Source organism: Rhodococcus sp. DN22 (assembly GCF_036669995.1).
In the GTDB taxonomy this organism is placed as follows: Bacteria; Actinomycetota; Actinomycetes; order Mycobacteriales; family Mycobacteriaceae; genus Rhodococcus_F; species Rhodococcus_F erythropolis.
This window is the reverse complement of record NZ_CP133326.1, coordinates 2,868,141-2,890,336: the sequence shown is the minus strand read 5'-3', so window position 1 is coordinate 2,890,336 and position 22,196 is coordinate 2,868,141. Positions and strand designations below refer to the sequence as shown.

Annotated in this window: 21 protein-coding genes and 1 pseudogene; 13 read left to right on the top strand and 9 right to left on the bottom strand. The window is 62.0% G+C overall.

Annotated elements, in window-relative coordinates:
• Positions 1 to 36: 36 nt before the first annotated feature.
• Positions 37 to 444, bottom strand: coding sequence for a DUF5997 family protein (locus tag RA302_RS13320; RefSeq protein WP_019748228.1), 408 nt, complete (start codon positions 442 to 444; stop codon positions 37 to 39).
• A gap of 56 nt (positions 445 to 500) precedes the next feature.
• Between RA302_RS13320 and RA302_RS13315 the strand changes: the two genes are divergently transcribed.
• The 6 genes and pseudogenes from RA302_RS13315 to RA302_RS13290 all read left to right on the top strand — a co-directional run bounded on the left by RA302_RS13315 (position 501) and on the right by RA302_RS13290 (position 6,416).
• Positions 501 to 1,349, top strand: a complete 849-nt coding sequence (locus RA302_RS13315) for a LysR substrate-binding domain-containing protein (protein WP_003942255.1) — start codon at positions 501 to 503, stop codon at positions 1,347 to 1,349.
• Between the two features lie 120 nt (positions 1,350 to 1,469).
• Positions 1,470 to 1,778 carry a type VII secretion target gene (locus RA302_RS13310; protein WP_019748226.1) on the top strand — a complete coding sequence of 103 codons (309 nt, stop codon included), beginning with the start codon at positions 1,470 to 1,472 and terminating at the stop codon, positions 1,776 to 1,778.
• Entirely contained in the window at positions 1,775 to 3,622 is a 1,848-nt protein-coding gene (locus RA302_RS13305) for a hypothetical protein (RefSeq protein ID WP_243617222.1), read from the top strand. The genes RA302_RS13310 and RA302_RS13305 overlap by 4 nt, the downstream gene beginning before the upstream one ends.
• Entirely contained in the window at positions 3,622 to 4,131 is a 510-nt protein-coding gene (locus RA302_RS13300; protein WP_243617221.1) for a hypothetical protein, read from the top strand. The genes RA302_RS13305 and RA302_RS13300 overlap by 1 nt, the downstream gene beginning before the upstream one ends.
• A 163-nt stretch (positions 4,132 to 4,294) precedes the next feature.
• Positions 4,295 to 4,939: a hypothetical protein gene (locus tag RA302_RS13295; protein ID WP_338481048.1), complete on the top strand. Its 645-nt coding sequence runs from the start codon at positions 4,295 to 4,297 to the stop codon at positions 4,937 to 4,939.
• Between the two features lie 77 nt (positions 4,940 to 5,016).
• Positions 5,017 to 6,416: pseudogene (locus RA302_RS13290) on the top strand (FAD-linked oxidase C-terminal domain-containing protein).
• Between the two features lie 28 nt (positions 6,417 to 6,444).
• Here the strand turns inward: RA302_RS13290 and RA302_RS13285 are convergent.
• Complete coding sequence (locus RA302_RS13285) at positions 6,445 to 7,365, bottom strand: hydrogen peroxide-inducible genes activator (protein WP_020907545.1); 921 nt, start codon at positions 7,363 to 7,365, stop codon at positions 6,445 to 6,447.
• A gap of 229 nt (positions 7,366 to 7,594) precedes the next feature.
• Here RA302_RS13285 and RA302_RS13280 point away from each other — a divergent pair, with 229 nt between their 5' ends.
• The 3 genes from RA302_RS13280 (at position 7,595) to RA302_RS13270 (ending at position 9,485) form a co-directional block, all read left to right on the top strand.
• Positions 7,595 to 8,182, top strand: a complete 588-nt coding sequence (locus tag RA302_RS13280) for a peroxiredoxin (RefSeq protein ID WP_003942119.1) — start codon at positions 7,595 to 7,597, stop codon at positions 8,180 to 8,182.
• A 2-nt stretch (positions 8,183 to 8,184) separates the two neighbouring features.
• Positions 8,185 to 8,724: a carboxymuconolactone decarboxylase family protein gene (locus RA302_RS13275; RefSeq protein ID WP_003942122.1), complete on the top strand. Its 540-nt coding sequence runs from the start codon at positions 8,185 to 8,187 to the stop codon at positions 8,722 to 8,724.
• An 80-nt stretch (positions 8,725 to 8,804) separates the two neighbouring features.
• Positions 8,805 to 9,485: a PhzF family phenazine biosynthesis protein gene (locus RA302_RS13270; protein ID WP_003942237.1), complete on the top strand. Its 681-nt coding sequence runs from the start codon at positions 8,805 to 8,807 to the stop codon at positions 9,483 to 9,485.
• Here the strand turns inward: RA302_RS13270 and RA302_RS13265 are convergent.
• Complete coding sequence (locus RA302_RS13265; RefSeq protein WP_243617219.1) at positions 9,471 to 10,169, bottom strand: hypothetical protein; 699 nt, start codon at positions 10,167 to 10,169, stop codon at positions 9,471 to 9,473. The genes RA302_RS13270 and RA302_RS13265 overlap by 15 nt on opposite strands.
• A 17-nt stretch (positions 10,170 to 10,186) precedes the next feature.
• Here RA302_RS13265 and RA302_RS13260 point away from each other — a divergent pair, with 17 nt between their 5' ends.
• Positions 10,187 to 10,453: a hypothetical protein gene (locus RA302_RS13260; protein ID WP_007732799.1), complete on the top strand. Its 267-nt coding sequence runs from the start codon at positions 10,187 to 10,189 to the stop codon at positions 10,451 to 10,453.
• 2 nt (positions 10,454 to 10,455) lie between these two features.
• Here RA302_RS13260 and RA302_RS13255 read toward each other — a convergent pair whose 3' ends face one another.
• Positions 10,456 to 11,679: an aminotransferase class III-fold pyridoxal phosphate-dependent enzyme gene (locus RA302_RS13255; protein ID WP_020907543.1), complete on the bottom strand. Its 1,224-nt coding sequence runs from the start codon at positions 11,677 to 11,679 to the stop codon at positions 10,456 to 10,458.
• Between the two features lie 132 nt (positions 11,680 to 11,811).
• On the opposite strand from RA302_RS13255, the gene RA302_RS13250 reads away from it, so the two are divergent.
• Positions 11,812 to 12,129, top strand: coding sequence for a DUF2322 family protein (locus RA302_RS13250; RefSeq protein ID WP_020907542.1), 318 nt, complete (start codon positions 11,812 to 11,814; stop codon positions 12,127 to 12,129).
• Here RA302_RS13250 and RA302_RS13245 read toward each other — a convergent pair.
• Positions 12,100 to 12,777 (bottom strand): Pr6Pr family membrane protein, encoded by a 678-nt coding sequence (locus tag RA302_RS13245; protein WP_243617218.1) that lies wholly within the window; start codon positions 12,775 to 12,777, stop codon positions 12,100 to 12,102. The genes RA302_RS13250 and RA302_RS13245 overlap by 30 nt on opposite strands.
• A gap of 53 nt (positions 12,778 to 12,830) precedes the next feature.
• On the opposite strand from RA302_RS13245, the gene hrpA reads away from it, so the two are divergent.
• On the top strand, positions 12,831 to 16,736 hold the full coding sequence (gene hrpA, locus RA302_RS13240) for an ATP-dependent RNA helicase HrpA (RefSeq protein ID WP_047889277.1): 3,906 nt from the start codon (positions 12,831 to 12,833) through the stop codon (positions 16,734 to 16,736).
• 286 nt (positions 16,737 to 17,022) lie between these two features.
• Here the strand turns inward: hrpA and nrdR are convergent, their stop codons facing one another.
• Both nrdR and RA302_RS13230 read right to left on the bottom strand, forming a co-directional pair.
• Entirely contained in the window at positions 17,023 to 17,520 is a 498-nt protein-coding gene (gene nrdR / locus RA302_RS13235; protein ID WP_020907539.1) for a transcriptional regulator NrdR, read from the bottom strand.
• A gap of 195 nt (positions 17,521 to 17,715) precedes the next feature.
• A complete protein-coding gene (locus tag RA302_RS13230; protein ID WP_024487622.1) occupies positions 17,716 to 18,456 on the bottom strand; it encodes a LysM peptidoglycan-binding domain-containing protein in 741 nt (246 codons plus the stop codon).
• Between the two features lie 286 nt (positions 18,457 to 18,742).
• Between RA302_RS13230 and lexA the strand changes: the two genes are divergently transcribed.
• Positions 18,743 to 19,471, top strand: coding sequence for a transcriptional repressor LexA (gene lexA, locus RA302_RS13225; protein ID WP_020723648.1), 729 nt, complete (start codon positions 18,743 to 18,745; stop codon positions 19,469 to 19,471).
• Positions 19,472 to 19,563: 92 nt separating this feature from the next.
• Here the strand turns inward: lexA and RA302_RS13220 are convergent, their stop codons facing one another.
• Together RA302_RS13220 and RA302_RS13215 are read right to left on the bottom strand one after the other, a co-directional pair.
• The gene (locus RA302_RS13220) at positions 19,564 to 20,706 is read right to left on the bottom strand and encodes an acyl-CoA dehydrogenase family protein (RefSeq protein WP_019748214.1); all 1,143 of its coding nucleotides are present in this window, start codon (positions 20,704 to 20,706) and stop codon (positions 19,564 to 19,566) included.
• Positions 20,707 to 20,891: 185 nt separating this feature from the next.
• Positions 20,892 to 22,172, bottom strand: coding sequence for a solute carrier family 23 protein (locus RA302_RS13215; protein ID WP_020907537.1), 1,281 nt, complete (start codon positions 22,170 to 22,172; stop codon positions 20,892 to 20,894).
• Positions 22,173 to 22,196: the final 24 nt, after the last annotated feature.

Sequence of the window (22,196 nt, the reverse complement as noted above, 5' to 3'; positions counted from 1 at the left end):
TAGTCATCGCTACCGGAAAGGCGCACAGGGGGGGCGTCAGCCCCTTCGAGCCTTCCGCGGCTGGTTACGACGCGCAGCGCGCTTTTCCTTGATGCGAACGTTTTCGGCCCGCACGTCGGCCTGAACAGCGCGTTCCTTTTCGAGCCAATCAGGCTTCTCTTCGAGGAGTGCGGCGATCTGATCCGTGGTGAGTGCTTCTTCGACGCCGCCGCGGGCCAGGCCGGCGATCGATACGCCCAGCTTGGCGGCGATGACCGGGCGAGGGTGCGGTCCGGTGCGTCGCAGCTCCAGCAGCCACTCCGGCGGATCGGTCTGCAGAGCGGTCAGCTCGTCACGAGTCACGTCGCCTTCCTGGAACTGCGCAGGTGTTGCTTCCAGGTACACACCCAGCTTCTTGGCAGCCGTCGTCGGCTTCATCGTCTGGGGAGTTTTGTTCGACGTCATGCAACAAGAGTAACCAGCCGATACGGGTGCTTTTACCAAGGCGGTAGCCTTGCCTGGTGACAGACGCGGATAGTCAGGCAATTTTTCGACTCGCGTACGCCCCGGGGGTGACGCCCACCAAGTGGGTCCGGGTGTGGCACGAGCGGCTCCCCGAGGTGCGTCTGGAACTTGTTCAGTTCCCGGTTCTCGAACTCGAAGCTGCACTTCGCGCAGGTGAAGCAGATGCAGGGTTGGTTCGCCTGCCGATCGACCGGACCGGCATCAGCGCCATCTCGCTGTATGCGGAAACCCCGGTGGTGGTGGTGCCGAAAGATCACGTGTTCACTACTGTCGATCAGATTTCCGTCGACGATCTGGCCGACGAGATAGTGCTCGATCCGCTCGACGACAGACTCGACTGGCCGACCCGTCCCGGAAAGACCGCCGCCGAGCGACCCGCGACCATCGCCGACGCCATCGAGTTGGTGGCCGCCGGCGTCGGAGTTGTCGTGGTTCCCCATTCGCTGGCGCGGTTCCACCATCGCAAGGACCTGACCTTCCGTCCGGTGGACGGTGCGCCCGAGGCTCCTGTGGCTTTGGCATGGATGGAGTCCAAGACCACAGATCTGGTCGAGGAACTTATCGGCATCGTGCGGGGCCGAACGGCGCAGAGTTCCCGCGGCCGAAACGGTGAGCCGGCGGAGAAGATCAAGGGCTCCGTCAAGGCCAAGATCGCGGCCCGCGAGCGTCGCGCAGAAGCTGCCAAGAACGGGCAGAAAGCTAAGGGCGCCGGCACCGCAAAGAACATATCCGGACGCAACGCCGGTTCCGGTAAGGCCAAGGCCGGTGGCAAATCGGGTAGCGGCAAGTCCGGCGGGACCAAGAGTTCGGGTGGCCGGTTCTCCGGAAAGCAGAAGGGCCGTTAGGGCTTTCACACAACCCCCTCGACCGCGAGGACGATGACGCGCCCCTCGAGGTCGGGTCATCTGGCATGCTCTATCCTCGATTCACTGTGATCTCGCAGATGAATTCGGGGGGATTCGTTCATGGGTGTGGATACTTTTTCAGCTGATCCAGCCGAATTGGCAAGTACTGCGGAGGGGCTGACGGCACCTGCCGAGGAACTCGGTGGATTCTCGGCTTCGGAAGCCGCTACCGCCGCATCGGCCGGAGCCGCCGGGTCGGCGTTCGCTGCAGCCATAGCCGACAACGTCGTCACCGTCGACGAACTCGGCCGCGCAATCGGAGCGGGGATCACCGCTACCCGCACGAAACTGGAAAACTCCGCACGAGAGTTCGCCCGGGTCGACATCACCAACGGCGCACGGATCGAGGATTCGGGAGACGTGCGATGACACTGTCGATCTCGCAGATCCGATCCTGGGATCTGGACGCCCTCGACAACTATGCCGGCTCCCTGGGCCGCGGACATGACGTATTCGACAGCAACGTCGACATCGGGCACCGAATCATGGACACCGCAACCAGCGATTGGAGCGGCAGCGCGGCGACCGCAGCGTGGGATTCGGCAACGCAGCAGCATGCCTTCGGGCGAGACGCCGTCGCGATAGTCGGAGACGCCGGGCGCTGTGTCGCAGCGCAATCGGCAAACCTCCGGTACGCCCGCGAAACACTGGTCAGCCGCGTCGACTACGCGAGCGCCGACGGTTTCACCGTCTCTGACGACGGTTCCGTCACCGCGACGCCCGCAACTCTGGCGAGCACAGATCCGCGCGAGGTAGAAGCCCGCCTCGAATATCACTCGTGGCGCATCGGCACGGCACTCACGGACGTCGACGAGACTGACGCGAGCGCCGCCAGAATCCTCACGGAGATCATCGCCGCAGGCACCTCGCTCATCGACCGCAAGGCCGATTTCGGGATCCCCGATGCAGCGTCGACCACCCCTTCACATCACGTTCGGTTCGATGGTCAGGGAGCCCACGACTCCGACATTCTCGCGCAGTCCCCGGGCGCAACACCCGAGAGCGAGGCGGCCAAGCAACGGTTGATCGCCGCGACGACTTTCACTCCGGAACAACAAGCGCAACTTGCTGCCGGCGGGCCCGTGGTCGTCGACCCGGAACAACTCGCCTACCTACGTGAGTTCTACGCCGATACCAACCTCGACGAGCTGAAGAATATCGGTGCAGGAGCCGAAGGATTCCGCACGGTCAACTTCCCCGATGCGAATGTCCCCGCCGACGCGCGAATCCCCAGCGCCCTCGCCTCGGGCATGTTCACCGTCTCCAATCCCAACGTCACCGACGGCAACGGCAACGGCAACGTGGGCAGCCTCGACAACCTTCCGCCAGACGTCCGCAGAATCTTCAGCGACCCCGCGTACAGCTCGCAACTCCAACCCGGCGGGTACTCCACCACCGTGAACGTCAACCATTTCGACGATTCGAATGCCCTCGCGGACATACTTCGAAATGCAGACCCGGCGACACAATCCGGCAGCGCTCTGAGTTCTGCACTGCTCGATCGCAGCGCAGATCTCGCCCCTCTCCAATCGCAAACTTCATCGAGCGCCCCGATGCGATTGGTCTTCGACGACGACGGCCAGCCCGTCAGCAACGATGAGCTCGACTCCAGCCTCACCAAAGCCCTCGACGTTGCCACTCGGGACATACCTTCGAACGCCGACTTCCTCACCACCCCTGCTCATCAGGACGACGTGGTGAATCTGTTCACCCGCGAATGGAACGATGACGGACGAGCCGTCAGCGGCCTCACCGATTGGATCGGACCCGACGCCACCAACTCCAACCCAGCTGTTGCCGAACGGGCCGGCGCCTCTGCCCTTGCGCTCGCCCACAATCTCGCCGACAACAAAGGTGCCTACCTCGACATCGCCGGCCTGGACAACAGATCCATCGGAGAAGTGAATCCCGCGTTGACGCAATCCATTGGTTCCGCGGTGACCCCGTACATCGGGAATCTCGTCGGATTGGAACCCGATCAAACCGGTACCCTCGGTTTCGAAAATCTCGATGCCTACGACGACAGATTCGCCAATGCAAAATCGGTGATCGCGATCATCGACAGCGACCCCCACGCAGCCGCAAGTTTCAATGCGAACATGCTCGGAGCCGCGGGCCAACTCCAAGGGACCTTCGTCGAAACCAGCATAGCGGAGACATCGCCGCGGGTTCTTCGCAATATGCAATATATGCGGGACGCGTCCAGGCACTGATGGACGGCGCTCTGGAGGAAGAAGCCTTCAACCGAACCGGTGACGCTGCGGCGGCGCAACAGGACATCATCAGCAGACGTGGGAAAACATACGACGAACTCGGTTGGCTGATTTCCGGCGGTGCCGCCATGATCCCAGGCTTCGGACCACCGACCAGCGTTGCAGTCAGCATGCTGGGAGTCGAACTCAAAGATCACGTCCTGGGCTCCCCGGTCGAAGTTCCTCCGGCACAACTCAACTTCACAGACCAGAGTTCGGCTTCGACGACCCTTCTCGACTACCGATTGGTTCAGGCACTCGACAACGCCTACGGAAGAAAAGACTTCGAGCAACTGAACGGTTTTCGAGTCAATGGCGATCCGAGCGAATCCCTCAGACCAGTCGATCTGGAGACCCTGGGTCTAAACGGCAAATTCGACAGCACGCTGCAGGACTATTTGACGTTTCGGGGATTCAATCGCGATACGTTCATGACCAACATGAGAGACGGACTCGACGATGTCGGATAGATTTCCTGCGTTTACAAGGCGAAACCACCGCGCCGCAACCGCTCTTGCACTGGCATTCAGCATGGGATCATGTATCGCGGGTTGCGCGGCACCCAACTCAACCGAAAACGTCAGCGCCACAACCACGCCCGCCGCGTCAAACGTCTATGTACTACCGAGCTACATGACCGACTATCACAACCAATGGCTCGCAGACCCCGGCATCGACCTCTTCAGCGAAGAGGCCACCATAATCCGAGCATTCATAGAATCCGACTACATCGTTGACAGTGGTGGCGATCGCAGCGACGCCTACCACGGGTTCTCGAGAATCACTGCGAACACTCATGGAACGGTCTCGAGCGATCGCCGCTACGGAGAACCCGCAGACACACCACCACGCGTCTACCGAGGTACCAGCATCAACCGGATCTTGAGTATTCAAACAATTCCCGCCGGATACCCTGGCGATTCGACCGTCGTCGCTTACGCCTGCTCCGACGCCTACGATACCGATTACGACGGCCGCAAACCGGATTCGTCGCGACTCCCGAGCAGTAGTTACGAGATCTGGATGCACAACACCGCTTCTACGGCTACCCCCTACCCTCGATTCGAAGGGCCCCGCAATGCACCGGAAGGGGACGTCTTCGGCGGCTGGATCGTCGACAAATTCACCAGCTCCACCAGCGACCGTGTGCAACAGGAGACTTGCTCTGACTGGTTCAAATCGCGTCACGACGGGAATCGACTCCGGATGAGCACCGACTTCGCCCCATCCCTCGTCCTCCCCAACTACCCCGGCTGGCCAGAAGATGCGGCCCGGTAGGGGCCAGGGCAACGGTGCCGCGCCCAAATCTGACCAAGTCAGGACCTCAGCGGCGCTGCCGGACGCATGATGGAGTGATGACGGTCGAAAATTCGTACGCCTTGGACGAACTTGTAGCGGCACTCCCCGAGGGAGCCGTCCTGCTGGATCCGGATGTGACCGCGGGCTACCGCCAGGACTGGGCCGCCGACCCGACCGCCGGCCATCCCGCTGCCGTGGTTCGCGCAACGTGCACCGAAGACATCCAAACAGTGATGCGCTGGGCAACCGCCAACCGCGTACCGGTGGTTCCCGAGGTGCCGGCTCGGGCCTTTCCGGTGGATCCAGCGCCGTCGACGGTTGCATAGTGGTCAGCACCGAGCGAATGCGACAGATCACGATCGACCCGGTCGCCCGTGTGGCGGTTACGCAGCCCGGTTTGATGAATGCCGAGGTCAAGAAAGCAGCCGCAGAGCACGGACTCTGGTACCCACCTGACCCGTCGTCCTTCGAGATCTGTTCCATCGGCGGCAATGCAGCCACCAACGCCGGCGGACTCTGCTGCGTCAAGTACGGAGTTACCACCGACTACGTTCTCGGACTCCGGGTCGTGCTGGCAGACGGGACAGCGGTCAGCCTCGGAGGTCCCCTTCTCAAGGACGTCGCCGGACTCTCCCTCACCAAACTGTTCGTGGGCAGTGAGGGAACTCTCGGCATCATCACGGAAATCACGTTGCGTTTGATTCCCGCGCAGCCGCCCGCATCAACCGTCGTCGCGTCGTTCGACTCGGTACAAGAAGCTGCGGACGCGGTCTTGGCGATCACCAGCAACATGCGTCCGGCGATGCTCGAGTTCATGGATCATGCCAGCATCAATGCCGTCGAGGATTCGGTACGCATGGGTCTGAACCGCAAGGCTCACGCACTGCTGCTCGCGCAGTCCGACGCACCCGGCGCGGCAGGCGTGCTGGAAATCGAGACGATTGTTCAGGCGTGCGAAAACAACGGAGCCACCGAAGTATTCGCCACCGATGACCAGGCCGAAGGTGACGCTTTTGCGGCGGCACGGCGGGCAGTGTTCCCGGCAGTGCTCGCGATGGGAAGTCTGCTTCTCGAAGACGTGGGCGTTCCCATGCGCGCACTCCCGCAGCTGGTAACCGGGGTCGAAGCCATCGCCGACGACCTCGACGTCCTGATCTGCACGGTGGCGCACGCCGGAGACGGAAACACACACCCGCTCATCGTCTTCGACCCCGCAGACCCGGACATGTCCGAACGCGCACAGATCGCATTCGGACGGGTGATGGATCTCGCCATCGCGCTCGGCGGCACGATCACCGGCGAACACGGGGTCGGTCGACTCAAGCGCGACTGGCTGCCGTCACAGTTGGGTGAAGACGTCATGGCCCTCAATCGCAAGGTCAAGGATGCGCTCGACCCGCTGGGAATTCTCAATCCCGGAGCCGTCATTGCCGCGAAAGAAGGCTCTCTCGACTAGCTTTCACGTCGACGTCGAACGAGTTACGTCATCGAGGAACCGTCGGGCTGACCGAACGGACCAGCTCGGCCAGCTGACGGAATCCTTCTGCTCGGCCACTCGACGAGCGGAACACGACGCCGATCGTGCGACCTGGAGCCGGCGAGGCGAAATGCGCCGTCGACAAGTCCCCGCGTCGAACCTCCACGGCAACAGCCGATTCCGGGACCAAAGTCACCCCGAGTCCCCCGGCCACACATTGCACGACTGTCGCGAGAGAGGTAGCCCGCGTGTCGCCGGCAAGCGGATGGGCGTCTACCGAACGGCACAGATCCAACGTCTGGTCGCGCAGGCAGTGGCCGTCGTCGAGCAAGAGCAACGGCAGCGCGTCGAGCACGTCCGCCGTGAGATCGACACGTCCGGCCAAGGAATGATCGTTCGGCACGACCATCACGAAATCCTCTTCGTACACAGGAACTTCCACCAGGCCAGGTGTTCCGGCAGGAAGCGCCAACACCGCGACGTCGAGCGCTCCCGATCGCAGGGCATCAAGCAAGCGCGCCGTTTGATCCTCGACTATTTGCGGCGCCAACGACGGTAGCTTCTCGCGCAGCTCCGGCAACAACCCCGGAAGAATGTACGGCGCAACGGTCGGGATCAACCCGATGCGTAGCGGTCCGGTCAGAGAGTCGCCGGAGCCGGCCGCGCTCGCGACGAAACCGTCGGCAGCCTCGAGGATTTGCTTCGCCTGACCGAGCAAGCGCTGTCCGTCCGCGGTCACGAGCACGCGCCGCGTACTACGTTCGATCAGTTTGACCCCTAGTCCCGCCTCGAGAGCCGCCAGCGCCTGCGACAGTGTGGGTTGGCTCACACCGGAACGTGCTGCGGCAGTACCGAAGTGCCGGTACTCGGCCACCGACACAAAGGCACGCAGCTGTGACAAGGAAGGTTGATAAGTCTGATCAGACATGCCTATCAGTGTAGTGCCACCCATCACCTTTACCTTTTGAACGGTTTGATGCAGAATGGACTCATACCAAAAAGCGCCGGTCACAACCTCGACACTCCAGTCGAAACCGTCCGACCCGCTGACGGTGACAAACCCTCTCGATCCAGCACGTTCGGCCGTCACAGTCCGAACAGCCGGATCGTGTGCGCAAGAAATTCCTGTTCACGAGACACGTAGGAGAATGAGACACATGGCTCTGCTCACAATCGGCGACCAGTTCCCCGCTTACAACCTCACGGCTGTCATCGGCGGCGACCTGTCCAAGGTCGATGCCCAGCAGCCCGATGACTACTTCACCACCGTCACCAGTGACGACTACGCAGGCAAGTGGCGCATCGTCTTCTTCTGGCCCAAGGACTTCACCTTCGTGTGCCCCACCGAGATTGCTGCATTCGGCAAGCTCAACGAAGAGTTCGCAGACCGTGACGCTCAGGTTCTCGGCGCTTCCGTCGACAACGAGTTCGTGCACTTCCAGTGGCGTGCACAGCACGAAGAGCTCAAGACCCTCCCCTTCCCGATGCTCTCGGACCTCAAGCGTGAGCTTGCCGAGGCCACCGGCGTCCTCAACGCCGACGGCGTTGCAGACCGCGCGACGTTCATCGTCGACCCCAATAACGAGATCCAGTTCGTCTCCGTCACAGCCGGTTCCGTCGGCCGTAACGTCGACGAGGTTCTCCGCGTCCTCGACGCTCTCCAGAGCGACGAGCTGTGCGCATGCAACTGGAAGAAGGGCGACCCGACCATCAACGCCGGCGAGCTCCTGACTGCGAGCGTCTGAGTATGAGCGTCGAGAACCTCAAGAACTCGCTTCCCGAGTACGCGAAGGACCTCAAGCTCAACCTGAGTTCCATTGCGCGCACGACGGTCCTGAACGAGCAGCAGTTGTGGGGAACGCTCCTCGCAACGGCCGCAGCCACCAAGTCTGCGTCCACGCTCAAGGAGATTGCTTCCGAGGCTGCCGACAACCTGTCGGCAGAGGCGTACAACGCCGCTCTCGGCGCAGCGTCGATCATGGGCATGAACAACGTCTTCTACCGCACCAAGGGCTACCTCGACGGTAAGTACGACGACCTTCGTGCCGGCCTGCGGATGAACATCATCGGCAACCCGGGCGTCGACAAGGCCGACTTCGAATTGTGGTCGCTTGCAGTGTCCGCGATCAACGGCTGCAACCACTGCCTCGAAGCTCACGAGAACACCCTCCGCCAGGAAGGTGTCGACCGCGAGGTCATCTTCGAAGCGATCCGCGCCGGTTCCATCGTCGCGGGCGTCGCACAGGCTGTCGAAGCCAACGAGATCCTCTCTGCCGCACAGGTCTGATCACTCGGACCTGAGTGCAGTTCGACGAGCCCTCCCCACAGTGAAGGTGGGGAGGGCTTTTTGCGCGCTAGGGTGGACCGATGGGTATCGAGGTGAGTGTGGTCCGGGTCTTCACGGACGAGAACGGCAAGCACGGGAATCCGTTGGGAATCGTCGACGCGTCCACGGTTGCAGAATCGGATCGACAAGCCGTCGCGAAGGAACTCGACTACAGCGAGACCATCTTCATCGACGTTCCGGATGACGGCGCCTCACGTGCGCGGGTCCAGATCTTCACTCCGGCAGCAGAACTCCCCTTCGCCGGACACCCGACCGTCGGTGCCACGTGGTGGCTGGGCGAACAGGGCCGTCGCGTGAGCGCCCTCGACGTTCCTGCCGGCAGTGTCGACGTCCGCCAATCCGGCGCTTTGACGTGGGTACGCGCGCGTGCCGAATGGGCACCGGAATTCGCGATCTATCCGATGGACACGGTCGACGACGTCATCGACGCAGATCCGTCCGACTACGAGGCGGATCATTCGTATCTGTGGGCATGGCAGGACAAGCTCGAAGCTGCCATCCGCGCACGCATGTTCGCACCGGTGATGGGAATCGCCGAGGACGAGGCGACCGGATCTGCAGCGCTGCGCATCACGGACCGGTTGAGGAAATCACTGCTCATCACCCAGGGACGCGGATCGGTGCTTCACACCACCTTCTCTCCGGAAGGGTGGCTCGAAGTCGGCGGCCGCGTCGTCGCCGAGCCGTCACGAACCTTGTGAGTACCCGGCGGGATTGCGTCCGGCCTCGAGGTCACGTGCGCTGAGTGACACCGAGATCTCGTCACCGAGCGCAACTCCCGGCGCGAGGGGCAACTGATCTCCACTCCAGAACTTGCCCGGATCGAACCAGTTGATACGACGGTTACCGACAAGCAGACCCATCGCCTCATAGGTCTTGGCAACCACTTCGGCGCAATAGGCGCTCTCGACGGCCACTGCGGACACGTCGGACTTCTTGCGCAGCTTCGGGATTCGGCCTCCGAACCAGCGTGAGGCAAGCTTCGCCGTCGACGGGAACGGCGTACCGTCCAGCCGTGCGATCGTCTCGAGCAGAGCGTCTTCCTGCTCCCGGGTGACTTCGTGGTCGAGCTGGCGCAACCATCCACGCTGCCCGTACTTGGCGCCCCAGACCTGAACCGCCGATCGCAGATCGTGCAGTTGGACACCACGCTGGAAGCGTCCGGTCCACATGTCCTGCAGCGAGTGACCGAGTTCCGCATGCCACATCAGCGGCGGAAGGTCGTCGATCACGACCGACATTCCGACGTGGTTGACCGGGCTGTTGGTCAGCGTCTGGATGGCCCGGTCCGCCGTCGACTCTCCGCGGAAGATCCAGATGTCGCCCGTGCGGGTCGCCGCGGCGGCCTCCTCGAGACTCACCTGCGAAAGCAATCGTCGGTCCATGCCTCTAGCGTAGAGGGATGAAACTCCCTACTCCTCTGCGCGCCTCGCACGTTTGGAAACTGGTCGGCCTCGCCGGTGCAATGGGCGTTGCCGCCACCGGGGTTCTCGTTGCGCGCGGCGAACGCCAGCGTCGGGCCTACTCTCCGGACGAAATTCGCTCGGTACTGCACGAGCGGTACACCCAGGCCTACGCCAAGCAGTCGGAACAAGAGGTTCTGGAACTCGAACCTGCACCCAACGCTGTGCGGCGCCGAATCGAGAAACTCTTCCGGCGCCGCAACTGAACTCATCCGAGAGCTGCGAGGATCCCTGCTGCCATCTCCGCGACCTGATCGTCGGTCATGACGAACGTCGGCGAAATCTGCATCGCACCCTGACCCGCCGCGCGACCCGAAATACCGTGCTCACGCAACGTCTTCACAAACGGCAACGCCTCCGCCGGATCAGCCAACTGCACCGCAGCGACCGCACCCAGTCCACTACGAACCTCCGCCACCCGCGGATGCTCGGCCAACGGCTGCAGATGCGTATGCAACGACGCCTCCAGACGCTTCGACTCCCCAAGCAAATTCTCACGCTCGAGAATGTCGAGGTTCGCCATCGCCGCCGCAGCAGCACCGGCATGCCCGCCGTACGTGTAACCATGACGCCACCACGAACCCGCATAGAACGGCTCCGCCACCCGCGGCGCGATGAACACCGCACCCATCGGAACGTAACCGGACGTCAAACCCTTTGCCGTGGTCATCATGTCGGGCTGCAAATCGAAACGAGTAGACGCGAACCACTCGCCGCCGATACGACCGAAACCGGTCACGACCTCGTCGACGACAAACAGAATGTCGTGCTCGCGGCAGATGTCGCGCACCTCGGCCAGGTACCCCTCCGGCGGAAGATACACCCCACCGGCACCGATGATCGGCTCCGCGAAGAACGCGGCGATCTTGTTCGCACCGATCCTCTCGATCAACTCGAGCAGACTCTTCGCATCATCCCAGCCGACCGTGGCCGCATCCGCCATCAGCTCGCCGTAACCCTCACGGTTCACCGGAATACCCGCCAGAGCCGTTCCCGCAACATGCATTCCGTGGTACGCCTTCTGACGACCGACGATGATCGCCTTCTCCGGCTGCCCCACCTCGTGCCAGTACCGGCGAGCGAGCTTCGCCGCAGTGTCCACCGAATCCGAACCACCCGAAGTGAAGAAGATCTTGCTCCCGGCAACCGGCGCGATCGTCGCCAACCGCTCCGCCAACACCTGCGTGGTCTCGGGAACAAAATCACCGAAATTCGAGAAATGAGCGATCTTCGACAACTGAGCCGCCACCGCATCCGCGATCTCCGTGCGCCCGTGCCCGACATTGGTGAACCACAGGCCCGCCGTCGCATCCAGATACCGAGTGCCCTCGCGGTCCCAGATGTACGCGCCCTCACCGCGAGAGACGACAAACGCGCCGTTCTTCTCCACAGCGCCCATGTCCGCGAACCCGTGCCACAATGCCGAAGCCATCATTGTCCCCTTCGAATACAAACGATGCTGGTGTGCAAACGATGTGCTGCGACTATATCGACACCGGGAATCGGCGGACGACGGCGCTCGCCGGGCACCGGCATTTCCGGGTACACACGTAATCTGTCGACCATGACCTTTGCCGACAATCTCGCCGCACTGCCCACCATCGATCATCTGGCCGCCATCGAGGTACTCGACGCCGACGGAACCGTCATCGACACCGTCGAGAACAAGCCCGGAAAGTCCGGCTCGGTCAAGGTGTACAACCATCTCGCTCAGGTCTACGGCGCGCTCACACCCGAAGCCGCCTCGGCAGGACTGACGATCTTTGCCGAACACACCGAGGACGCGCGGGCCAACCCCGGTAAGCACCCGAACGTGGACCGCCTCGAGCAGGTGCTCGCCTCCGGCAATCCACTAGGACTTCGCAGCGTTCCGTCCGCGTAGCCCGGCTCCCAGCCGTCCGACGGCATTGACCGCCAACGCCATCAGGGCCATCGCGATGCCCAGTACGACAAATCCGATGAACAGGGCCACATAGCCCTGGTGGCGAGGATCCATGAACGGATACGGATACCAGTCGACGATCGGCCCTCGAATCAACGTGTACACCGCGTAGATCACTGGAAACAGCAGCCACTGCAGCGAGCGGATTTCGGAGATCCTGTGCCTCGAAGCGAAGAACACCCAGTCGAGGAGCATCACCAGCGGAAGAATGCGGTGGAGCGCCGAGTTGATCCACGCGTCGTTCAAATTGACGTCGATATTCGCCAGTAGAACGGCGTAGATGATTCCGGTGATCACCATGTAGAGCGTCACCGCACCGCGAACCGACTGCCATGTCCGAGACTGCGGATCCCGAAGGGCGCCGACCAGCAATACGATCACCGCAAGGATGTTGCTCTCGATGGTGAAGTAGCTCAGATAGTTCGACAACGAGAATCCGTCGGCGTTTCGAATCGGAATCCACAGCAGCGCCGTGAGTCCGTAAATCGCGAACAACAAGCGAAGTACTCGCACGGCAACAGGCGTCGACGCGACCGGTGCAGCAGCCTCATTTGCGGTATTTGTCGTCACTGGTCGATATTTGCACATCAAAACGATCTGCGAGCGGTAGTTGTGAACGCGTTCGATAGGCTGTCATCAGCATGTCTACAACACCACCGGCCCCACTCTCCCCCAAGCGGAGTGACCTGAAGAGCGCGCTGGCGCAGGTCTCACTCCGCGACGAGAGTCGACTCCGTCGCAAACTCGACCGTGCCCGCACACCAGACGCTTTGGTGGCGCTGGCCGAGGAAATTGAAACGGCGCGCACACGGTTGGCGGCACGATCCGCCAATGTTCCCGCAGTCTCGTATCCGGAAGCTCTGCCCGTCAGTCAGCGCAAGGACGACATCGCGACCGCGATCTCGGAGAATCAGGTTGTCATCGTCGCCGGCGAGACCGGCTCGGGTAAGACAACTCAGATCCCGAAGATCTGTCTCGAACTCGGACGTGGCGTCCGCGGCCTGATCGGACATACACAGCCTCGCCGGCTGGCAGCACGCACCGTTGCCGAACGTATCGCCGAAGAACTCGACACCGAACTCGGCGACGCCGTCGGATACACCGTGCGGTTCACCGACCAGGTCTCGGACCGCACCTACGTCAAGCTCATGACCGACGGCATTCTCCTCGCCGAAATTCAGCGCGACCGTATGCTCCGACGCTACGACACGCTGATCATCGACGAAGCGCACGAACGCAGCCTCAACATCGACTTCATCCTCGGTTACCTGGCTCAGCTGCTCCCCCGCCGACCCGATCTCAAGGTCATCATCACGTCGGCGACCATCGATCCCGAACGCTTCGCCAAGCACTTCGCTGTCGACGGTAAGCCCGCGCCGATCGTCGAGGTATCCGGGCGAACATTCCCCGTCGAAATGCGTTACCGGCCACTGACCGTCGAGTCCGGCGACATCACCTTCGACCGCGATCCCGTCGATGCGGTCTGCGAGGCGGTCGACGAGCTGAGCGCGGAGGGCGAAGGCGACATCTTGGTCTTCCTCTCCGGCGAACGCGAAATTCGCGACACCGCAGACGCTTTACGCGATCGGCGTCTTCGCAACACCGAAATCGTCCCGCTGTACGCGCGACTGTCTGCTGCCGAGCAACACAAAGTGTTCTCGCCGCACACCGGCCGACGCGTCGTCCTTGCCACCAACGTAGCCGAGACCTCGTTGACCGTTCCCGGCATTCGGTACGTCGTCGATCCGGGAACCGCGCGCATTTCGCGATATTCGGTGCGCACCAAGGTTCAACGATTGCCGATCGAGCCCATTTCGCAGGCGTCAGCTCGTCAACGTTCCGGGCGTTGCGGCCGCGTCGCCGAAGGAATCTGCATCCGCCTGTATTCCGAGGAGGACTTCGAGTCACGGCCGGCGTTCACCGAGCCGGAAATCCTGCGGACCAATCTCGCATCCGTCATCTTGCAGATGACGGCCCTCGGTCTGGGCGACATCGCTGCCTTCCCCTTCGTCGAACCGCCGGACCAGCGCGCCGTCAAGGACGGAATCGGACTGCTCGAAGAACTCGGCGCCATCGCGCGAGGTTCCGAGGCAAGCCACCCCGAACTGACGCCGGTCGGCCGCGAGCTGGCCCAGATTCCGGTGGATCCGCGGATGGCACGAATGCTGGTGGAAGCCAAGAACAACGGTTGCCTTCACGAAACCCTTGTCATCGTCGCGGCGTTGTCCATCCAGGACGTTCGCGAGCGGCCCGCCGAGTTCCAGCAGGCCGCCGACGAAAAGCACGCCAGGTTCAATGTCGAGAACTCCGACTTCCTGGCATACCTGAAACTGTGGGACTACTTACGCGAACAACGTAACGATCTGTCCTCCAACCAGTTTCGCAAGATGTGCCGGAACGAGTTCCTGCACTGGCTCCGCATCCGCGAATGGCAGGATTTGCACGGGCAACTCCGGCAGATCACCCGCGGCCTCGGCTGGACGGTGGGTGAGACACCCGCAAGCGAGAACGCGATCCATCAGTCACTCCTCGCCGGTTTGCTCTCACACATCGGGCTACGCGAGGGCGAGAAGCGGGACTACCTGGGCGCCAGGGGCAGCCACTTCGCGATCTTCCCCGGATCAGGACTGTTCAAGAAGCCACCACGCTGGGTCATGGCCGCCGAACTCGTGGAAACGTCGAGACTGTGGGCTCGCATGTCCGCGCGCATCGAACCCGAGTGGGCTGAAAAGCTCGCCCCGCACCTGGTGAAACGGACCTATTCCGAACCTCACTGGTCCTCCAAGCGCGGCTCGGCGATGGCATACGAGCGGGTCACTCTCTACGGAGTTCCTCTGGTGACCGGCCGCGCAGTGACGTACTCACGAATCGATCCCGAGGCCTCTCGCGATCTCTTCATCCGCCATGCGCTCGTGCAGGGCGAATGGCAGACGAACCACAAGTTCTTCCACGAGAACCGTGCACTGCTCGACAACGTCGAGGAACTCGAGAACCGCGCGCGCCGCCGCGACATCCTCGTCGACGACGAAACTCTCTACGAGTTCTACGACGAACGTATCGGCCAGGAAGCCGTATCCGCCAAGCATTTCGACCAGTGGTGGAAGACCGAGCGGCGCAAGAATCCGAGTCTGCTGACTTTCACGCCGGAAACGGTGGTCAACTCCGACGCGGCTGCAGTACTGGGCGGCGAGTACCCGGACGCCTGGCGCCAGGGCGACATGCAGTTTCCGCTCACTTACCAATTCGAGCCCGGAAAGGACGACGACGGCGTCAGCGCGCACATCCCGGTCGGCCTGCTCGCGCAACTTCAGCCGGTCGGCTTCGACTGGTTGGTCCCCGGTATGCGCGTCGATCTGGTTACTGCTCTGATCAAGACGTTGCCCAAGAACATCCGACGCGCTGTCGTACCCGCACCTGACTACGCCGCCGCAGCATTGGCAGCAGTCAAACCTCGATCCGAGCCGTTGATGACCGCAATGGCCCGCGAACTCTCGCACTTGGGCGGGATCCAGATCGACGCCAAGGACTTCGATCCCGCCGCGCTGCCCGACCATCTTCGGATGACATTTGTCGTCGAGGACGAATCGGGCACGGTTCTCGCGAAGGGTAAGGATCTGGCGCAGCTACGACGCACGCTCGCCCCGCGCGTACAGAAGGAAGTGGCCAAGGCGGCAACCGGTACGGAACGGGCAGCGGCAACCGTCTGGACATCCGAAACGCTCGGCGCACTGGAACCGACCATCACTCGCTCCATCGGCGGACAGCAGGTAACCGGCTACCCAGCACTGGTGCCGGAAAACGGCGGCGTTGCCGTTCGTGTCCTGAGTACGCCGGCTGCGCAGGCGCAGGCGATGCGGGAAGGCACTCGGGCGCTTCTTCTCGCGGCCGTTCCCACCCAGCTCAAGGCCGTGACCGCCGGCTTGTCGAACACTCAGCGTCTGGCTCTCGGCCAGAATCCGGACGGCGGCTTGGAGGCCCTCGTCGAAGATTGCCGGGTGGCAGCTGCCAACGAAGTGATAGCTGCCCACGGCGGACCGGTACGCACGCCTGAGGCGTTCGACGCCCTGGTGAAGATCGCACGCTCCGAACTGGCCGGACGCGTCTCCGCGATCCTGCGCATGATTGTTCCGATCCTCGAACAAGCACACCAACTGAGCGTCGTTCTGGACCGCTCCCGCGGCGAAGCAGCAGACGACGTCCGAGAACAGTTGACCTCACTGCTGTTTCCGGGATTTGTCGCCGAATTGGGCTCGGCCCGCCTACGCGATTTGCCGCGGTATCTTGCCGCAGCAAAATTCCGTCTCGAAGCTCTACCCGCAAGTGCACAACGAGATCAGCAGGCGATGGACGTCCTCGACCGGGTGTACGCAGCGTACGACCGGTTGTTGAGTTCACTTCCCGAAGAGCGTCGCACTGCTCGAGATGTCGACTCGATCAGCTGGATGATCGAAGAACTGCGCGTGAGCCTGTTTGCGCAGTCCCTCGGTACACCCACACCGATTTCCGAAAAGCGAGTCCTGAAAGCTATCGAAGCGATCAAGCGTTGACGTTCGGCGAGAATTGCGCGATCAGTAGATTGTCTGAATGTTGACGTTGGTGAGGAAACCACCAAAGGTGGCAACAGTGTTGGCGAACCCGAGGGTTACCAGGCTGTTCACGACTCCGAGAACTGCAACTAAGTTCATAACGCCTCCGTGAAGATCCGAGATGCGGACGAACGTACTTGGTCGACACTAAGCGAATAACTTGCCCGATTTGTTCGATTGTTCGCTTTGTGTTCTCAGCGTTACCTACGGCCGCTTTGTGCTCTCAGCGTTATCTAAGGCAAAGGCCTCAGTCGACGGAAACGGTCTCGGCGCCGGAAGCCTTGTCGGCAGCACGGGTCTCGGCATGTTCGCGCATGTCGGTGATCTCACGTTCGAAATCCGCGGCAGAACTGAAGGACTTGTACACCGATGCGAATCGCAGGTATGCAACCTCGTCGAGATTTCGAAGCGGATCGAGAATCGCGAGCCCTACCTCGTTGCTGGGAATTTCGGCAGAACCCGAAGCACGTACGGCATCTTCGACCTGTTGGGCCAGCAAATTCAGCGAATCGTTGTCCACTTGGCGGCCCTGGCATGCGCGACGCACTCCTTTGACCACCTTTTCTCGGCTGAACGGCTCCGTCACGCCGCTGCGCTTCACAACCGAGAGAACTGCCGTCTCAACCGTGGTGAATCGGCGGCCACACTCGGGGCACGAACGGCGCCGCCTGATCGCCTGGCCCTCGTCGGCCTCGCGCGAATCGACCACTCGGGAATCAGGGTGCCGGCAGAACGGGCAATGCATCGGGGTTCCTTCGTTGTCGCCGAAATGGCCGCAACTCAGATTCGCTACCGACTGCAAATCCTCCGACGATTTACAGAGCAGATCCACGTACTCAACGCGACCACCCGAGGTGGTGGGACTGTCAAGTGGACAGCTTACTCGCTGTGAACCGACTGCTCTCACGCTCGGTACGCCCCCGCCTGGCACGGGGTACGGTCAGCGGCCCGAGGCCGGCACGATCAGCGTTTGCCCAACGGACAGTCCGGAACTCGACATCGCATTGAGATCCATGATCTGCTCGATCACCGAGCCGACAGCCTGGCCAGGCGCAACCTTGGCAGCAATATCACTGAGGGATTCACCCGCAGCAACACGAACCACTTCGGTCGCACCGTTTGTCGCAGCGACATCACCACTCGACAAAGCGCCGATCCCCACCAACGCCAACACTGCCAGTGCAGTGAATACGGCGCCAAGGAACACTGTCTTCCAACTGACGTCCTCGGCAGGCGCTTCATGTTCGACCCGTGAGACACCGACTCTGTTTCGGTGCGCGAAACTTCCTCCGTACGGGCGTGACGAATCGTGCTCGCCGTCCCACCGGCGAGGAGATTCACGCAATGAACGCGAACCTGAAACCGCGCCAACCGCCGGAACACGACGAACGACGGCCGCCTGCGGTTCGTTGTCGACATACCTGGCCACGCCCCGCATTTCGGCCGTGCCGCGCCGTTCGAACGACACACCGTCAGCGTCGGATCCACCATCGGGCCCATAGAACGAGGGGTGGTACTTCAACGCCGACGTGCCGTCGAAACCAATCGCGTCATCACCAATCGCGTCGTCACCAATCGCGTCGTCGAAAACCCTGTTGCTTCTCAGTGCTGCGTTACCCATCGTGACCTCCGCTGGTCGACACCGATCGATGTGTTCGATCATGCGTTCGATGGAACGCATGTTCGAATTTCTACCACGCCTGGCCGACAATGTCTCTACTTCAAGCGACACGAATCGAACAGATGTTTGAAACCGCGAGCAAATCCGGCTAGATTCGTGTCAGACCACACAGCGGGAATTGCGAAAGCCTCCGTGTTTGTCGACAGCTCGAATGTTGACAGGAGGCACCGACAGGTTTCTGCGCGATTTGCACCAGGCACTTTTTCAGACACAGCTTTTTCAGACACAGCCTTTACAGACACGACTTCTTCAGACACGACTTCATCAGACACGGAGGCAACAGGCCATGAAGGACGATCGCTCCAGCACAGCCGCGGAGGCAGGAGCTTCTGCAGTTCCGTCTCCGTCGAGCGAGACGCTCACCGAGCGTCAGCGGCGCGTTCTCGAAGTCATCCGCGATTCGGTGACGGAGCGCGGGTATCCGCCGAGCATTCGCGAGATCGGTGATGCGGTGGGGCTCACCTCCACGTCGTCGGTCGCACATCAACTGCGAACGTTGGAGCGCAAGGGCTTCCTTCGACGCGATCCCAATCGCCCTCGCGCAGTCGATGTTCGAGGTCTCGACGAGGTTGCGGCCGATACCGCCATCGCGTCGGTGTCAAAGCATTCCGGCGAGTACAACAGTGCCGACCCGCTACCGGAGCCGGCGTTCGTCCCTATCCTGGGTCGCATCGCTGCCGGCGGACCGATCCTTGCCGAGGAAGCGGTAGAGGACGTGTTCCCACTCCCCCGCGAACTCGTCGGCCAGGGTTCGCTCTTCATGCTCAAGGTTGTCGGCGAGTCGATGATCGATGCAGCGATCTGCGATGGCGACTGGGTTGTGGTCCGTCAGCAGAACGTGGCGGAGAACGGTGACATCGTGGCCGCCATGATCGACGGCGAAGCCACCGTGAAGACGTTCAAGCGTACGAAGAAGGAGGTGTGGCTGATGCCGCACAACGAACTCTTCGAGCCGATTCCCGGCAACAACGCCGTCATCCTGGGCAAGGTTGTCACCGTCATGCGGAAGATCTGAGTTCGCTCGCACCCTCGATCACAAGACTCTGGGCCCCGGCATCAGCCGGGGCCCAGAGTCTTTTCGTGACGATCAGCGGTCCATCACCCGAATCAGAGATTCAGCGAACGTCCGATGATCTCCTTCATGATCTCGGTTGTGCCACCGTAGATGGTCTGCACACGAGAGTCCATGTACGCCTTTGCAACCGGGTATTCCTTCATGTAGCCGTAGCCTCCGTGCAGCTGGAGGCAGCGGTCGATGAGCTTGACCTGAGCTTCGGTGGTCCACCACTTCGCCATCGCAGCTTCCTGCACGGTCAGCTTCTCGGCATTGAGCTGCTCGATGAACTTGTCCACCAGGATGCGCACTGCCGTGGTCTCCGTTGCCAATTCGGCCAGTACGAATCGGGTGTTCTGGAAGCTGCCGATCGACTTGCCGAATGCCTTGCGGTCGCGGCAGTACTGGATCGTGCTCTCGAGAACCGATTCCATTGCGGCAGCGGCAACGACGGCGATCGAGAGTCGTTCCTGGGGAAGGTTCTTCATCAAGTAGAAGAATCCCATTCCCTCCTCGCCCAGCAGGTTGGCAGCGGGAACGCGTACGTCGGTGAAGCTGAGTTCGGCAGTGTCCTGAGCCTTCATGCCGATCTTGTCGAGGTTGCGTCCACGCTCGAAGCCAGGCATGTCCCGCTCGACCACGAGGAGGCTGAAGCCCTGAGCACCCTTGTCCGGGTCGGTGCACGCGACAACGATGATGATGTCGGCGTTGATTCCGTTGGTGATGAAGGTCTTCGAACCGTTGAGGACCCAGTGATCCCCGTCGCGAACCGCTTTCGTCTTGATGCCCTGCAGGTCGCTACCGGTACCCGGTTCGGTCATCGCGATCGCCGAGATCAGCTCACCCGACGCGAATCCGGGTAGCCAACGCTGCTTCTGCTCCTCGTTGCTCAACTCCAGGAGGTACGGTGCCACCACGTCGTTGTGCAGCGTGAAGCCGATACCGCTGAACCCACCCTTGGTGGTTTCCTCGGTGATGATCGCGTTGTAGCGGAAATCCTTGACACCGCCGCCGCCGAATTCCTCAGGGACCGCAGTTCCCAGGAAGCCCTGCTTTCCGGCCTCGACCCAGACGTCACGATCGACGATGTTCTGCTCTTCCCACTTCTCGTGGTTCGGTGCCACGTGCTGTGCCAAGAACTTCTGGTACGACTCCCGGAAGAGTTCATGTTCCGGTTCGAACAGGGTGCGCTCCACGCCGACTCCTTGCAATTCGATATATGGCACTTCAGTGATGTACCCGCTGGGGATGTACCCGCTGGGGTGTATTCGCTGAGACTGGGCACGCCGAAGTGCGCGGGCCCACGTCACTGCCTCCGACGGTAGAACCTGTTGCGATACCCGTCGATGACCCGAACGATCACGATTCGTGACTGTAGCGGTTATCTGTTACTCGAAGTACGGAATTTGGCGAGATATCGCATGATCGGGTACGCGACGAGGATGCCGATCGAACCCCAGGCGATGCCGCCCAACTCGACCGAACCGATGGTCAGCGTCAAGTTCCCGATGCCGGCGACCAACGCCGCCGCGGCGACCGTGAGGTTGACCGGATCGGTGAAGTCGACCTTCGCTTCCATCCAGATGCGCACACCGAGAATGCCGATGAGGCCGTAGAGAACCATCGTTGCGCCGCCGATGACGCCGTTCGGAACCGTGAAGACCAGTGCGCCGAATTTGGGCGAAAATGCCAGGATCACAGCGGTAGCGGCGGCTACCCAGTACGCGGCGGTCGAGTACACACGCGTCGCTGCCATGACACCGATGTTCTCGGCATACGTGGTGGTTCCGGATCCGCCACCGGCGCCCGCCAAGGTAGTGGCGAGACCGTCGGCAAACAGTGCATTTCCGGCCAGATCGTCGAGGGACTTACCAGTCATGGCGGACACCGCTTTGACATGTCCGACGTTTTCGGCGACCAGAACGATGACCACGGGGAGCGCGAGCACGATCACCGACCAGTCGAACGACGGTCCGTGCAGACTCGGCAGCCCGAACCAGTCCGCTTCGCGCAGAGCGGACACTCGTTCACTGTCGAGTCCGCCGATGACCGCGGCGAAGACCCAGCCGATCACGACGCCGACCAGAATGCCCAGCCGGCCGAGCAGCCCGGGACCGACGACCGTGACCAGCAGGATCGAAACGAGCGTCACCGTGGCGATCAGCGGCTGCGATTCGAAGGAGCCGACCGCCGTCGGAGCGAGGTTGAGACCGATCAGCGCGACGACAGCTCCCGTCACCACCGGCGGCATGACGGCGTCGATGACCCGGCTGCCGATCAGACGTACGGCGACGCCGATCAACATCAACACGATGCCGACGGCCATGACGGCACCGAGTTGCGCGGCCGGGCCCGATCCTGCCGACGCTGTCAGCGGGGCGATGAACGCGAAGGACGAACCGAGATAGCTGGGGATCCGGCCCCGGGTGATGAGCAGGAACAGCGCGGTGCCGATACCCGAGAACAGCAGCGTCGTCGTGACGGGGAAGCCGGTGATGGTCGGAACGAGCAGTGTCGCTCCGAACATCGCGATGACGTGTTGCATCCCGATTCCGATGGTGCGCGGCCAACTCAGTCGTTCGTCCGGCGCCACGACGGCTCCGTCGGCGATCCGCTTGCCGTCTCCGTGGACAGTCCAGCCGATTCCGCCGGCCCCGGTCATTGTTTCTCGTTCGATCACAGGTCG

What these genes read in the sequence shown, in the direction of transcription:
- RA302_RS13300 (WP_243617221.1), top strand. Translation starts at nt 3,622, where the DNA reads ATGGACGGCGCTCTGGAGGAAGAAGCCTTCAACCGAACCGGTGACGCT.
- lexA (WP_020723648.1), top strand. Translation starts at nt 18,743, where the DNA reads ATGAAGGACGATCGCTCCAGCACAGCCGCGGAGGCAGGAGCTTCTGCA.
- RA302_RS13255 (WP_020907543.1), bottom strand. Translation starts at nt 11,679, where the DNA reads ATGGCTTCGGCATTGTGGCACGGGTTCGCGGACATGGGCGCTGTGGAG.
- nrdR (WP_020907539.1), bottom strand. Translation starts at nt 17,520, where the DNA reads ATGCATTGCCCGTTCTGCCGGCACCCTGATTCCCGAGTGGTCGATTCG.
- RA302_RS13250 (WP_020907542.1), top strand. Translation starts at nt 11,812, where the DNA reads ATGACCTTTGCCGACAATCTCGCCGCACTGCCCACCATCGATCATCTG.
- hrpA (WP_047889277.1), top strand. Translation starts at nt 12,831, where the DNA reads ATGTCTACAACACCACCGGCCCCACTCTCCCCCAAGCGGAGTGACCTG.
- RA302_RS13215 (WP_020907537.1), bottom strand. Translation starts at nt 22,172, where the DNA reads ATGACCGGGGCCGGCGGAATCGGCTGGACTGTCCACGGAGACGGCAAG.
- RA302_RS13280 (WP_003942119.1), top strand. Translation starts at nt 7,595, where the DNA reads ATGGCTCTGCTCACAATCGGCGACCAGTTCCCCGCTTACAACCTCACG.
- RA302_RS13310 (WP_019748226.1), top strand. Translation starts at nt 1,470, where the DNA reads ATGGGTGTGGATACTTTTTCAGCTGATCCAGCCGAATTGGCAAGTACT.
- RA302_RS13275 (WP_003942122.1), top strand. Translation starts at nt 8,185, where the DNA reads ATGAGCGTCGAGAACCTCAAGAACTCGCTTCCCGAGTACGCGAAGGAC.
- RA302_RS13265 (WP_243617219.1), bottom strand. Translation starts at nt 10,169, where the DNA reads ATGGACCGACGATTGCTTTCGCAGGTGAGTCTCGAGGAGGCCGCCGCG.
- RA302_RS13230 (WP_024487622.1), bottom strand. Translation starts at nt 18,456, where the DNA reads ATGCGTTCCATCGAACGCATGATCGAACACATCGATCGGTGTCGACCA.
- RA302_RS13305 (WP_243617222.1), top strand. Translation starts at nt 1,775, where the DNA reads ATGACACTGTCGATCTCGCAGATCCGATCCTGGGATCTGGACGCCCTC.
- RA302_RS13245 (WP_243617218.1), bottom strand. Translation starts at nt 12,777, where the DNA reads ATGTGCAAATATCGACCAGTGACGACAAATACCGCAAATGAGGCTGCT.
- RA302_RS13320 (WP_019748228.1), bottom strand. Translation starts at nt 444, where the DNA reads ATGACGTCGAACAAAACTCCCCAGACGATGAAGCCGACGACGGCTGCC.
- RA302_RS13270 (WP_003942237.1), top strand. Translation starts at nt 8,805, where the DNA reads ATGGGTATCGAGGTGAGTGTGGTCCGGGTCTTCACGGACGAGAACGGC.
- RA302_RS13260 (WP_007732799.1), top strand. Translation starts at nt 10,187, where the DNA reads ATGAAACTCCCTACTCCTCTGCGCGCCTCGCACGTTTGGAAACTGGTC.
- RA302_RS13295 (WP_338481048.1), top strand. Translation starts at nt 4,295, where the DNA reads ATGACCGACTATCACAACCAATGGCTCGCAGACCCCGGCATCGACCTC.
- RA302_RS13285 (WP_020907545.1), bottom strand. Translation starts at nt 7,365, where the DNA reads ATGTCTGATCAGACTTATCAACCTTCCTTGTCACAGCTGCGTGCCTTT.